A 12,123-nucleotide genomic window follows, 5' to 3' on the forward strand; every position below is an offset into this window, starting at 1 on the left:
ATGATGGTCAAAACTCCACGGAGCGGCGTTGGGCTTTGCTGCGTGGCGGTATTTCCAGTTCGATGTCGGAAACATCGGGATGATCGGCGTTCATGAGGTACTCCAGCAGGCTGCCGGGGCGCGGGGTGCGTGGCGGTATTTCCAGTTCGGTATCAGCCACGGCGGGATTGGATGGCGTCAGGTACTCGTAGGCATTGCGCGCCGTGCTGGTGGCAGGTTCGCCCGTGGCGCCTTCGGCGTTCGCTGCCAGGCGGCGGAAGTCGGCAATACTCATGAGGACGTGCGAGGGTTCGCCCCGGCGGGTGATGATGACGGGCGCCTGTTCGGCGGCTTTCTGTACTTTGCTGGTGTGCTGGTTGAAATAGCGGCTGCTGATGGTGGTCATGGGCGGCTCCTGGTTTGTGTAGCGATGTTACTACCACGCGCAGGGGCTATCAATGGCGCTCCCGCTCCAATGCCTGCCGCTTCAGTTCGTCGAGCCAGTCTGCCCACGCTTGCAGCATCGCCCGCCGCTGGTCGAGATACTGCGCATGGTTGTAGGTGCCGCGTATGCTGTTTTTGTCGGCGTGGCTAAGTTGCATTTCGATGTGGTCGCGGTCGTAGCCCTGTTCGTTGAGCAGGGTGGATGCGGTATGTCGCCAGCCGTGCTAGGTGATTTCTTCATGCAGGCCGTTGCGCACTTTCAGCCGCTGCGCCGCGCCGTTGCTGATGGGCTTGCCCGTGGTCGGGTTGGCAAACACATGGGGCAGGTGCCCGGTATGGATGCGCAGGGCTTCGATGAGTGCGAGCGCCTGCCGGGGTAGCGGGATGAGGTGGGCGCGCCGCTTCTTCATGGTGTGGGCGGGTTTCGTCCAAAGGGCGGCGGCCAGGTCGAGTTCTTCCCAGCGCATCGTGCGCAGTTCATCGGGGCGGGTAAACAGTAGCGGCATGAGGCGAACGTAGGCTTTGACGGCAGGGTTCAGCGTGGGCGCGCGTTCGAGGGTCAGCAGGATGCGGCCAATGTCGTCAGGGGCGATGACGTGGCGCATCGGTTCGCTGGCTTTCTTCGGCAGGATGTCTTTCAGGTGGGCGGCAGGGCTGGTTTCCCTGATTTCCAGTTGCACGGCATAGGCGCAGATGCGGCGGATGATGTCGAGACAATCATGCGCCGTGCTGTTGGTACCCCGCTGGTCAATGCCCTGTACCAGTTCTACGATTTGCACGGGGCGAAGATGGCGGATGTCGAGCGCACCAAAGGCGGGCAGGATGTGGGCGTGCAGTTGGCTGGTGATTTTCTTGCGGCGGCGCTCCGTCCATGCCCGCGCCTTGTTGGTATTTTCCAGCCATTGTTCAGCCAGGTGGGCGAAGCTGGCGCGCTCCTCCGTGCGTTCTTCCGCCTTCGCTGCCTTCCTCGCCGCGTTCGGGTCAATGCCTTGGGCGAGGTCGGCCAAAAAATGAGCGTGCAGGGCGCGGGCGTCTTTCAGGCTTACCCGTGGATAGACGCCAAAGCTGGCGGTCTTCTGTTTGCCGCCGAAACGGTAGGCGGCGCGCCAGTATCGCCCCTTGGCGGTAACGTGCAGATAGAGGCCGTGGCCGTCAGCATACTTGCCGGGGGCAGTCAGGTTGCGACAATGGCGGTCGGTGAGCTTTCCCATAGCGGTTTCCAGGGGTGTTGTTGGTATTTTTTTGGCCGTCGTGGCGGCGCGAGTATATCTACCAACAAAAGTACCAACAAAATTGTTGGTATTCCGTGGTTTTTGTTGATAGTTCCTGATTGCGGGGAAATGGCTTTAAGCCTTTGGTTTTCAGGCAAAAAGAAAGCGCCTGAGCGGCGCTGATGGTTGGGTTTGGAGCGGGTGAAGGGAATCGAACCCTCGTCGTAAGCGTGGGAAGCTTCTGCTCTGCCATTGAGCTACACCCGCGTGGTGCGCGAATTATAGCGGAAGCGGTGGCGGCGGGCGGCATTTTCTGCGCATCAGCGTCGTGGCGGGCGGCGATTCAGTGCTGAGCAAATCGCGCCGGTGACGACCAGCGCGGCGCCGAGGGCGGCGAGCAGGTTGAGGTCGGGCGCGGCGAATTTTGCCGGGACGAACTGGTGCGCCAGCGCGGCAAAGGCGATGGTAAAGAGCGGCACGAGGGTGATGGTGGTCGAGACTTTGCCGACTTCCCAGTGGTTGAGCGCTTCGGCGAAGGCGCCGTAGGCAATCGGCGTGTTGAGGCAGCAGTAGAGCAGGCAGAGCCATTGGTAGCCGTTAAGGTTGCCCAGCTCCGACCAATCGGCGAACGGCGCGGCGAAGAGCGCGCAGCCGCAGTAGAAGACGAACAGCACTTGCGGCGCGGTGAAGCGTTGCAGCAGCAGTTTCTGCACGAGACCGTAGGCCGCCCAACTGATGCAGCCGAGCAGGCTCAGACCGATGCCGATGCTTTGTCGGCTGATGCCGCCGCTGAACATCTGCGGCAGTTCGCGGTTAAAAAACAGTAGGATGCCGACGAAGAGGATGCCCGCGCCGATGATTTGGTTGTTGCGCAGTGGTTCTTTGAGGACGGCAATTCCGGCGAAGAGCAGGATGAATGGCGACAGTTGCGCCAACACCTGCGAGGCGGCGGCGGAAAGATACAAAAGCGAGCTGCTGAACAGCCAAAAGTTGCCGACCAGCCCCAGGATGCCGATGAGGATGAGCCAGCGGTAGCGTTTTTGCAGAAGGGTGTGCGGATGCGGCAGGCGGTTTTTGGCGCGCAGGAACAGGCCGAGGATGAGCGCAGCGGCGGCGAAGCGGCAGGCGACGACAGTGCGCGGCGACATTACTGGCAGCACCTGTTGCAGGATGAGCGGCAGCGACGCCCACATCAAAATCGTCACAAGAGTGAGGCAGAAGCCTTTGAGGGAGGGATTCATGAGCGGTTTAATCAGGAAAAAAGGCGGTTATTGTAGCGACTGCGACCACGCCGGGGGGCGCGGATTTAGACGCGCGTCAGCACCACCCCGCTTTCGATGTGCGGGGTGAAGGGGAACTGGTCGAACAGCGCGCAGGCGCGAATGCGGTGCGTCTGGCAGAGGGTGTGCAGGTTGGCGGCGAGTGTTTCCGGGTTGCAGGAGATGTAGAGGAGGCGCGGGTAGCGGGCGATGAGGGCGAGGGTGTCCGTGTCAATGCCCGCGCGCGGCGGGTCAACGAAGACGGTGTCGAAATCGTAGGCGGCGAGGTCAATGCCGTCCTGTTGCAGGCGGCGGAAGGGGCGGACACCGCGCAGCGCTTCGCCCAGCTCGGCAGCGGAAAGGCGGGCGACGGCGATGTTGTCAATGCCGTTTGCGGCGAGGTTTTCGCGCAGCGCGCGGATGCCGCTTTTGCTGACTTCGGTCGCGAGCACTTTGCGGTAATGCGCGGCGAGCGGCAGGGTGAAGTTGCCGTTGCCGCAGTAGAGTTCAAGCAGGTCGGCGTCGCTGCCCGCCTGCGCCACCGCCCAGTTGAGCATTTGCTGGCAGACGGCGGCATTGGGCTGGCTGAAGCTGTTTTCGTATTGGCGGTAGTGGTAGTCGCGCCCGCCGACGCGGAAGGTTTCGGTTATGTAGTCGCGGCCAATGATGCGTTTTTCGCGGCGCGCGCGGCCAATCAGTTGCACATTGAGGCAGGCGGCGAGCGCGGCGGCGGCGTCCTGCCAGGCGTCATCGAGCGGGCGGTGATAGATGAGGCTGAGCATGGTCTCGCCCGCCTGCGTCGTCTGGAATTCGGCCTGAAAGAGGCGATGGCGCAGCGCCGGGCAGTCGCGGATGGCGGCAATCACCGGCGGCATCAGTCGGTTAATCGCCGCGTGCGCGGGCGGGAAGGTGTCGGTGCGCCGCACGTTGCCATCGGCGCCGGTCATGGCGAAATGGCAGTCGCTGTTATCGTGCCAGACGCGGAATTCGGCGCGCATCCGGTATCCTGTTGGCGGCGAAGGGAATATTTCCGGCATTGGCGCGGCAAAGGGCGCGAGCAGCGCGCGCAGGCGGCGGGTTTTGTCATCCAGTTGGCTTTGGTATGCTGGCATCGGTTTTTACAGGAGCGATTGATGAAGATGAACATTGTATGCTTTGTCGGGCTGTTTGGCCTGATCACGGGCTGCGGCAGTCCGGTGCGTCCGCCGCTGACGGTCGAGGCGTCGATGCAGCAGGCGCTGATTGAAAATGCCGAAGCCAAGGCGCAACCGCCCGCGCGCCAGGCGCTGTCAACGCTACGGCAGATGGTGAACCGTGGCGAGGTGCTGCCCGGCGGCTGTTGGGATTATCTGAATGCGGGCTTTGACCGCGCAGGCATTCCCGAAGCACGGCGGCAACTGGTGTTTTCAGGAGACGCGAAAGCAGGCCCCTATGCCGATCCGGCGACGCTGACACCGGGCGACTGGCTCTATTATGTGAACCATTCCTACGGCGATATTGAGCATAGCGGCGTCTTTGTCGATTGGACGGATTACGGGCGGCGCGAGGGGCTGGTGTTGAGTTACGCCGGGGAAAGCCGCGGCGAGCCGGGGCGGTACAAGGTCTATGATTTGTCGCACGTTTACCGCATCACGCGGCCGCAATAAAAAGCAGAAGCCGTCCACCGGGGCGGTTTTTTTGTTGCCTCGCTGGCGGATGGCAACGCGATGCGCCGCCCGCGCGCATAAACCGCTATAGTATTGCCGTCCATTAACCCAACCATAAGGAATCTCGATGACACCCCCGGACGACATCCCCCGCCCCTGGCTTGCCAGTTACAAGGAAAACGTGCCGCATACCTACAGCGGCAGCGAGTACAAAAACCTCGGCAGCTTTCTGGAGGCGATGTTTGCACGTCACGCCGACCGCCCCGCCTTCAGCAACTTCCGCCGCACCCTCAGCTACCGCGAAATCGGCGAACGCGCCCGCGCCTTTGCCGCCTATTTACAAAACGAACTCGGCTACCAGCCCGGCGACCGCCTCGCGCTGATGATGCCGAACATCCTGCAATTCCCCATCTGCCTCTACGGCTGTATGTTGGCGGGGGTGGTCGCGGTGAACGTCAACCCGCTCTACACCACGCGCGAGCTGGAGCATCAACTCAACGACAGCGGCGTGCGCGGCATCGTGCTGGCGGAGAATTTCACCCGCAGCGTCGCCGAAGTGCGGCCACAGGTGCCGGGACTGCACGACATCATCGTCACCTGCTACGGCGACGAAATGGGCTGGTTCTGGTCGCCCATTGTCGATTTCTACGTGCGCCACATCGGCAAACTGGTGCCGAAGTACTACCTGCCCGGCGTCATCCCCTTCAAAAAACTGCTGAAAACCGGGCGCACCCTGCCATTCACCGCGTACGACGCCCGCCCGGACGAAATGGCGATGCTGCAATACACCGGCGGCACCACCGGCGTCGCCAAGGGCGCGATGCTCAGCCACGCCAACCTGCTGGCCAACGCCGGACAAATCAAACTGTGGATTACCGGCGGCAACATCGGCCCCGGCGACGTCCTCATCACCGCGCTGCCGCTCTACCACATCTTCTGCTGCACCATTAACAGCCTCGGCTTCAGCAGTTGCGGCGTGCACGCGGTACTCGTCACCAACCCGCGCGACATCAAATCCTTCGTCACCATCCTCCGCCGCCACCCGCCGACGATGATTACCGGGCTGAACACCCTCTTCAAAACCCTGCTCAACACCCCCGCCTTCCGCCAGCTTGATTTCTCGCGGCTGCGCTACGTCATCGCCGGCGGGATGCCGCTGGAAAAAACCGTCTCCGACGAATGGCAGGCGCTGACCGGCAACGTCATCGTCGAAGGCTATGGCCTCACCGAAGCCTCGCCGCTGGTCTGCGTCAACCACATGGACACCGCCGCCTACAACGGCACCATCGGCTACCCCATGCCTGGCACCGACGTCAGCCTGCGCGACGACAACGGCGCGCTGGTGCCACCGGGCGAGCCGGGGGAAATGTGGATACGTGGCCCGCAAGTGATGCAAGGCTACTGGCAGCAGCCGGACGAAACCCGCCGCGTCCTTGAGGACGGCTGGCTGAAAAGCGGCGACATCGCGGTGATGCGCCCGGACGGCGCGCTGAAAATCGTTGACCGCAAAAAAGACATGATTCTGGTGTCGGGATTTAACGTCTATCCGAGCGAAGTGGAAGCGGTACTGGCGCAACACCCGGCGGTGCTGGAAGTCGCCTGCATCGGCGTGCCGTGCGACGGTTCCGGCGAACGGGTCAAAGCCTGCATCGTCGTCCGCCCCGGCGAAAAACTCACGGTGGAAGCCCTGCAAAAATACGCCGCCGCCAACCTCACCGGCTACAAACGCCCGAAAGCCTACGAATTTTTCGACAGCCTGCCGAAATCCAACGTCGGCAAAATCCTCAAGCGCGAGCTGCTGGCGCGGGAGAAAGCGAAAGCGGGCGGGAAAGCGTAGTTATAGCCGCCTACCGAAAGCCTCATACGGTGTTGCGCCGCTGACCGGGCACCCTAAAAAATGGCGGAGCTATTTTTTAGGGAAACCCGCGCCGTACTAATCTGTACTGCCTTCAGCGGCGCGCCTTGTCTGAAACTTTCGGTGAACGGCTATAGTGAATGCGCGACGTTCCGTCTAAAAACCCGCCATGTGGCGGGTTTTTTTGTGGGCGATCAGTTCACCGGGACGGGCGGGGTGCCGTAGCTGGTGAGATCCAGTGGTGGCTGGCTGTTGCCGCGCAGGACGGGCATCGGTTCGTTGTCGTCATGGGGCGGGGCGACGGGCGCGGTGGCCGCGGGCATTGTCGCCGGGGCAGGGTAGGGCGGGGCGCTGTTGTTGTCGCTGGTCAGGGTTAGCGGGGCGGTTGCGGGCAGCCCCAGGCGGGCAGCGGCAACGGCAGGGGCGGTGCTGCTCAGGCCGGGGCGGGAGCCGCTGGCGGCGGTTTGCCAGGCGTTGTCGCTGGTCGCGTTGGTGGTGAGCGGGGCAGGGGCGGGCAGGGCGGTGGTGCTGGCCAGCGGCGCACGGGTCGCGCCCAGCAACGGGTGGGTGCTGGGGCGGTTCAGCAGCGGTTGGTCGCCGTGGTTTTGGGCGATGGCGCTGCCGCCGGTGAAGGGGTTGGTGTTCAGGTTTTCACCGGGGATGATCGGGGTGCTGCGCGCGGGCGGCAGGCTGCCGGGGCGTGGTGCCGGGTGCGGGTTGCGGTCGCTTAAGGCGTATTGGCCACCGATGACGTCGATTTCCGGCGGCTGGTGGTAGCGCTCGAAGTAGTCGTAGCCGGGTTTGAGCATTTGCCAGAAGTCGTACCAGCGGTGGTCGCTGTAGGCGGCGAGGTTGGCGTCGGTCATGCGGAAGGGGAAGGCGTGGACGCGCACGAAGGGCTGGCCGCGTTGCAGGGCGGAGCCGACGAGGGTGTAGATTTCTTCGATTTGGCGGTCGCCCATGGCGTAGCAGCCGATGGAGACGCATTTGCCGTGCACCATCAGCATACTGCCGCTGTAGCCGTGGGCGCGGTCGTAGGCGTTGGGGTAGCCGAGGTTGAAGGAGAGGTGGTATTGGCTGTTGGGGTTCAGCGCTTCGCGCCCGACGGCGTAGAAGCCTTCGGGCGATTGTTTGTCGCCTTCGCGGGTTTTCGGGCCGAGTTCGCCGGAGTAGATGCAGATGGGGTAGTCGAGGAAGAGGGCGTATTCGCCGTTGTCTTTTTGTAGCCAGACTTCGAGCACTTCTTCTTTTTTGAAGATGCGAATGAAGGCGGGCGCGCCGAAGCGGAAGCCGCGCGCTTCGAGGCGGTCTTGCAGGGTGGGTTGTGCCGGGCGGCGGATGAGGCGGCTGTCGCGCTGGCTGTCCGGGGCGCGGCTGCTGTCCGGGGCGCGGCTGCTGCACGCGGCGAGGATGAGGGCGAGGGCGGCAAGGAGGATGAGGTGTTTTTTCATGGGGTTCGCGGGTTTTGCGGGTAATTTTTGACGGGGTGTTGTCAGGCCTGCGAGGTATGCGGGCTAACCCCACCCCCGGCCCCTCCCCCACAGGGGGAGGGGAGTTGTTCGGGGCTATTGTTGGTAAATCCAGCGGAAGAGGTCGTCCTGGACGTTGCGGCTGCGCACCGCGCTTTTGCCGTTGCCGATGATGACGACGACGTAGTTGCGCCCGCTTTCGGCGCGCACGTATCCGGCGAAGCTGCGCACGTTTTCGATGGTGCCGGTTTTGCCGATGACGCGCCCGGCGAGCGCCTCTCCCCGGTAGCGTTTGCGCAGGGTGCCGCTTTCGCCCGCAACAGCCAGCGATTGCAGGAAGGTTTGTCCTTGGTCGGAGAGGTAGATGTAGCGCAAGAGTTGCGCGAGTTGTTCGGCGCTGACGAGTTCGGTGCGCGAGAGGCCGGCGCCGTTGTCGATAATCATGCCGTCGGTGTTGATGCCGAAGGCTTCCAGTGTCATCCGCACCGCGTTGCGTCCTTTTTCGAGCGAGCCGGGCGGGTCGAAGGTTTTGGCGCCGAGGGTGAGCAGCAGTTGCCGCGTCATCACGTTGTTGCTTTCCTGGTTCATGCGCTGGATTTGTTGGGCGAGCGGTTCGGAGAGGCCGGTGTAGATGTGTTTGGCGGTGGACGGGGTTTTGGCGACTTTGCCCGCGCCGTCAAAGCTGCCGCCGAGGCGGTACCAGAGGTCGCGGAAGAGGTAGTAGAACTGTTCGCTCGCTTCGCCGAGGACAAGCATGACGTCCTGCGCGCCGCAGCCGGTGGCGTAGGTGCCGGCGACGTGCATCACCGCGTAGCCTTTGTCGTCGCGGTCGAGTACCGCCGACGGGGTGAAGCCGTCGCCGCTGCAGTTGCCTTTGCGTACTTGGAGTTGGTTGTCGATTTTCCAATTGACGATTTCCGGGACGAGCGCCAGTTTGGGTTTGCCCGCCTGCGGGGTGACTTGCATTTTGACGGTGCGGAAGTTGACCATCAGCGGATGCGGCACGGCGTTGTAAGCCGCCCAGGGTTTGCCGTCAAAGGCGGCGGCGTCGCGCTCCTGCGGCGAGAGGTGGTAGAGCGAGTCGTCAAGGACGATGTCGCCGGTGATGTGGCGCACGCCCGCCTGTTGCAGGCCTTGCAGCATCGCCAGCAGTTGTTCTTCGACGAGGAAGGGGTCGCCGCCGCCGACGACGTAGAGATTGCCATCAACGACGCCGTTGGCATCGGGCAGGCTGTCAACGTAAAACTTGGTTTCCCAACGGAAATCCGCGCCGAGGCGAATCAGACCGGAGGCGGTGGTCAGCACTTTCTCCACCGAGGCGGGGTGGCGTGGCTGCTTGCCGTTCAGATCAACGAGCGGTGCTTCTGATTCGATGCCCTGCACCCAGATGCTGACGTCTTCCGGGGCGACGTTGTTTTTGTTCAGCATTTCCGTGACCGCCGCCGGCACCTGCTGCGCCTGCGCCAACAGACAAAACCACAAAACAAGCAAGGCGTACCCAATGCGCATTCAGCCCTCCCAAGCCAACGCTGTCAAAAAAGCGGCTATTATAGGTATCCCGCTGAAAAACGAAACCGGACATGACCGAAAAACAGTACGACGAAGAAGGCCGCGTCATCCGCGAAAACCGCAGTCAGGCCAAGCGCGAACGCGAGCATATCAAGACTTTTGCCCGCGAACTGCTGAAGCTGCCGGCGCACCAGTACCCGCTGTTGCCGATAGACGAGACGCTGCAAGCGGCGCTGGTTGAGGGCAAACGCCTCTCCGGCAACGCGCTCTCGCGCCATTTGAACTACCTCACCCGCCTCCTGGACGAGCAGGATTACGAGGCTATCCGCACCGCGCACGAACACGTCAATCATCCCTACCTGCATAGCCCCGGCAAGCAGCAGCGCATCAAAAGCGAAATGGAGCGCCTGCTGGCGGGGGACGCCGACATTTACGGCGAACTGCTTGGCCGCTACGCCGACCTGGATTTGCAACACCTGCGCCAACTGGTACGCGAGGCACAAAAACTGCAAGCGGCGGCGGTTACAGAAGAAGAAAACACCGCCCCCGCCACGCCGAACAAATACCAGCGGCGCTTGCAGAAATATTTGCAGGGATTGGCGCTGGTTTATGAAGACTGAAGCGTGCCGTTTTCTAACCCAAACCCCGCCAAAACCCCGGAAAAACCGGGGTTTTTTGCTATCATGACCGCCAACTTGACCACTCCCGGAAAACCCATGCGCCGACTCCCCGTTTACCTCGTCATCGACATCTCCGAAAGCATGGCGGGCGACAACCTGCGCCATATGCAGGAAGGCATCTCCCGCCTCATCAACGTCCTGCGCGCCGACCCCTACGCGCTCGAAACCGTACACCTCTCCGTCATCGCCTTCGCCGGCGTCGCCCGCACCCTCGCGCCGCTGGTCGAACTCTACGCCTTCTACCCGCCGCGCCTGCCCGTCGGCTCCGGCACCTCCATCGGCGCGGCGCTGGAGCACGTCATGGACGAAATCAGCGCCAACGTCGTCATGAGCAGCCCGACACAAAAAGGCGACTACAAACCCGTCGTTTACTTCATGTCCGACGGCAAGGCGACCGACAACCCCGCCGCCGCCATCGCCCGCTGGCAGCGCGACTTTGCCCGCCGCGCGACCCTCGTCAGCATTGGCATCGGCCCGTTTGCCGACCTGTCGCTACTCAGCCAAATCAGCGCGCAAACGCTGCGCCTCGAAAAATGCGACGACCAGGACTTCAAACACTTCATCCAGTGGATATCCAACACCGTCTCCGCGCAAAGCAAAAGCCTCGGCGTCGATGTGCCGCTGACGCTGGACAAGGCGGAAAGCCCGGCGCTGTCGCTCGTCAAAGACGCGATGGAAGCGGCAGCGGTGGACGAAAACTACGTCATCATCACCGGCATCTGCGCCAAAACCCGCCTGCCGTACCTCATGAAATACGAACGGATGCCGGACATCGGCGACATCCCCTTTTTCACCAAGAACCCGCCGCAGGTGTACCGCTACAGCGGCGTGTACCCGGCGGAAAAAGACTACTACGACTGGTCGGACACCCGCGCCAACGCCAACACCATCGCCGTCTCCATGCTCGAAGGCGGCGGCGGCTGCCCGCATTGCGGCGCGGCATACGGTCTCGCCACCTGCTCCTGCGGCCAGGTCTTCTGCGTCGAAGGCGAAGGCATGGCGACCTGCCCCGGCTGCAACCGCACCATCGAAATGACCACCGGCGACGCCGACTTCGACATCGCCCGCTCGCGGGGATGATTCCCGCCGCGATTCCCCCCGCCCGCTTCGGGCTTCGCCCTGCAGGGGAGGGGGATTTTTCATTTGTAAACAGCTCTTAGCGGCAAACCTGTTTTTGGAAATCCTTGTAGGAAATCTTTTTCTGCCGTACCGTCTTGGCGAGTTTCTTGGCATCATAGGCTTTATAACGCTCGGCTTCCTCAATCCAGCCATTCGTCATTCTTGAAACTTCAAAACGGAATTCTCCCTTGCCATGCTGTTTAGTTCCTTCTTTTAACTCTGCACGTGAATCATACAAATTGCGACATACATCTTCAGGGATTTCCTTCATGGATTTGGGGGTATTATGGAATGTATTGCCATCATAAATTACTGTCGCTTGTACATATTCGGCAGTAAATTTCTTATCTTTGACGTAGTAATTGCCTTTGAATGACATCATCAGGTCATTACCATAGACTTTCACCGTTTTGTCCGGTTTGATGGCAATCAGGAAATGGGGAAACTCCAGTTGTCCGTTTGCGCCTTTGTTGAAGCCATAGAGCGGAATAATATCCGTATCACCAATTTGATAAGTTTTGCCATAGGCAAAGTGGTCAGCAAAGAAATCTTCCTGATATTTGTTGGCGTCGTATCCCGGTGCCTTGAATGGATCAAGAATAATCTTGCCCTGGTATTTGATGACGACGCCATCTGTTCCTTCGTCGGTATTTTTTGCCTCCGTCAGTTTGCCGTAACGGGTTTTGACTTTTTTGACATCGAAGCCAAAGCTTTCGTCGCTGTCAGCGGCGTGCAGTGCGGTTGTCGTCAAGACGACGGTAGCGAGCAGCGTGGTTTTCAGCAAGGTTTGCATGGGTATCTCCCGGTTGGTTTGAAAGACGATGTTAAGGGCTGTTTGTAATTGAAAAATCTCCCCTCCCGCTTTTCAAGGAGAGGGATTCAAATGGTATAGCTATTCACCGAAAGTTTCAGACAAGGCGCGTCGCCGAAGACAGTACGCTTTTGTACGGCG

At 61.4% G+C, this 12,123-nt stretch carries 11 protein-coding genes, 1 tRNA gene and 1 pseudogene; 4 read left to right on the forward strand and 9 right to left on the reverse strand.

Features of this window, described 5'->3' with window-relative positions; all coding sequences use genetic code 11:
• Positions 1-7: 7 nt before the first annotated feature.
• The 6 genes and pseudogenes from ACO54Z_RS04160 to trmA all read right to left on the reverse strand — a co-directional run bounded on the left by ACO54Z_RS04160 (position 8) and on the right by trmA (position 4,005).
• Positions 8-385 carry a type II toxin-antitoxin system Phd/YefM family antitoxin gene (locus ACO54Z_RS04160; protein WP_485995883.1) on the reverse strand — a complete coding sequence of 126 codons (378 nt, stop codon included), beginning with the start codon at positions 383-385 and terminating at the stop codon, positions 8-10.
• Positions 386-434: 49 nt separating this feature from the next.
• Positions 435-635 (reverse strand): annotated as a pseudogene (locus ACO54Z_RS04165) (tyrosine-type recombinase/integrase); the annotation flags it as partial.
• A 12-nt stretch (positions 636-647) separates the two neighbouring features.
• The gene (locus ACO54Z_RS04170; RefSeq protein WP_485995884.1) at positions 648-1,634 is read right to left on the reverse strand and encodes a tyrosine-type recombinase/integrase; all 987 of its coding nucleotides are present in this window, start codon (positions 1,632-1,634) and stop codon (positions 648-650) included.
• Between the two features lie 193 nt (positions 1,635-1,827).
• A tRNA-Gly gene (locus ACO54Z_RS04175) sits at positions 1,828-1,901 on the reverse strand.
• Between the two features lie 53 nt (positions 1,902-1,954).
• Positions 1,955-2,875, reverse strand: a complete 921-nt coding sequence (locus ACO54Z_RS04180; protein WP_485995885.1) for a DMT family transporter — start codon at positions 2,873-2,875, stop codon at positions 1,955-1,957.
• Between the two features lie 65 nt (positions 2,876-2,940).
• Positions 2,941-4,005: a tRNA (uridine(54)-C5)-methyltransferase TrmA gene (gene trmA / locus ACO54Z_RS04185; protein ID WP_485995886.1), complete on the reverse strand. Its 1,065-nt coding sequence runs from the start codon at positions 4,003-4,005 to the stop codon at positions 2,941-2,943.
• Positions 4,006-4,026: 21 nt separating this feature from the next.
• Here trmA and ACO54Z_RS04190 point away from each other — a divergent pair, with 21 nt between their 5' ends.
• Both ACO54Z_RS04190 and ACO54Z_RS04195 read left to right on the forward strand, forming a co-directional pair.
• Entirely contained in the window at positions 4,027-4,539 is a 513-nt protein-coding gene (locus ACO54Z_RS04190) for a hypothetical protein (RefSeq protein ID WP_485995887.1), read from the forward strand.
• A gap of 127 nt (positions 4,540-4,666) precedes the next feature.
• On the forward strand, positions 4,667-6,376 hold the full coding sequence (locus ACO54Z_RS04195) for an AMP-binding protein (protein ID WP_485995888.1): 1,710 nt from the start codon (positions 4,667-4,669) through the stop codon (positions 6,374-6,376).
• A gap of 212 nt (positions 6,377-6,588) precedes the next feature.
• Here the strand turns inward: ACO54Z_RS04195 and ACO54Z_RS04200 are convergent, their stop codons facing one another.
• The gene (locus tag ACO54Z_RS04200; protein ID WP_485995889.1) at positions 6,589-7,845 is read right to left on the reverse strand and encodes a L,D-transpeptidase family protein; all 1,257 of its coding nucleotides are present in this window, start codon (positions 7,843-7,845) and stop codon (positions 6,589-6,591) included.
• Between the two features lie 114 nt (positions 7,846-7,959).
• Positions 7,960-9,372, reverse strand: a complete 1,413-nt coding sequence (gene dacB, locus ACO54Z_RS04205; protein WP_485995890.1) for a D-alanyl-D-alanine carboxypeptidase/D-alanyl-D-alanine endopeptidase — start codon at positions 9,370-9,372, stop codon at positions 7,960-7,962.
• Positions 9,373-9,443: 71 nt separating this feature from the next.
• On the opposite strand from dacB, the gene yjgA reads away from it, so the two are divergent.
• Together yjgA and ACO54Z_RS04215 are read left to right on the forward strand one after the other, a co-directional pair.
• Entirely contained in the window at positions 9,444-9,992 is a 549-nt protein-coding gene (yjgA, locus tag ACO54Z_RS04210) for a ribosome biogenesis factor YjgA (protein ID WP_485995891.1), read from the forward strand.
• 96 nt (positions 9,993-10,088) lie between these two features.
• A complete protein-coding gene (locus ACO54Z_RS04215) occupies positions 10,089-11,132 on the forward strand; it encodes a TerY-C metal binding domain-containing protein (protein ID WP_485995892.1) in 1,044 nt (347 codons plus the stop codon).
• Between the two features lie 76 nt (positions 11,133-11,208).
• Here the strand turns inward: ACO54Z_RS04215 and ACO54Z_RS04220 are convergent, their stop codons facing one another.
• Positions 11,209-11,964, reverse strand: coding sequence for a hypothetical protein (locus tag ACO54Z_RS04220; protein WP_485995893.1), 756 nt, complete (start codon positions 11,962-11,964; stop codon positions 11,209-11,211).
• Positions 11,965-12,123: the final 159 nt, after the last annotated feature.

The sequence above is a fragment of the Cardiobacterium sp. genome (assembly GCF_057314735.1).

What these genes read in the sequence shown, in the direction of transcription:
- ACO54Z_RS04160 (WP_485995883.1), bottom strand. Translation starts at nt 385, where the DNA reads ATGACCACCATCAGCAGCCGCTATTTCAACCAGCACACCAGCAAAGTA.
- ACO54Z_RS04170 (WP_485995884.1), bottom strand. Translation starts at nt 1,634, where the DNA reads ATGGGAAAGCTCACCGACCGCCATTGTCGCAACCTGACTGCCCCCGGC.
- ACO54Z_RS04180 (WP_485995885.1), bottom strand. Translation starts at nt 2,875, where the DNA reads ATGAATCCCTCCCTCAAAGGCTTCTGCCTCACTCTTGTGACGATTTTG.
- trmA (WP_485995886.1), bottom strand. Translation starts at nt 4,005, where the DNA reads ATGCCAGCATACCAAAGCCAACTGGATGACAAAACCCGCCGCCTGCGC.
- ACO54Z_RS04190 (WP_485995887.1), top strand. Translation starts at nt 4,027, where the DNA reads ATGAAGATGAACATTGTATGCTTTGTCGGGCTGTTTGGCCTGATCACG.
- ACO54Z_RS04195 (WP_485995888.1), top strand. Translation starts at nt 4,667, where the DNA reads ATGACACCCCCGGACGACATCCCCCGCCCCTGGCTTGCCAGTTACAAG.
- ACO54Z_RS04200 (WP_485995889.1), bottom strand. Translation starts at nt 7,845, where the DNA reads ATGAAAAAACACCTCATCCTCCTTGCCGCCCTCGCCCTCATCCTCGCC.
- dacB (WP_485995890.1), bottom strand. Translation starts at nt 9,372, where the DNA reads ATGCGCATTGGGTACGCCTTGCTTGTTTTGTGGTTTTGTCTGTTGGCG.
- yjgA (WP_485995891.1), top strand. Translation starts at nt 9,444, where the DNA reads ATGACCGAAAAACAGTACGACGAAGAAGGCCGCGTCATCCGCGAAAAC.
- ACO54Z_RS04215 (WP_485995892.1), top strand. Translation starts at nt 10,089, where the DNA reads ATGCGCCGACTCCCCGTTTACCTCGTCATCGACATCTCCGAAAGCATG.
- ACO54Z_RS04220 (WP_485995893.1), bottom strand. Translation starts at nt 11,964, where the DNA reads ATGCAAACCTTGCTGAAAACCACGCTGCTCGCTACCGTCGTCTTGACG.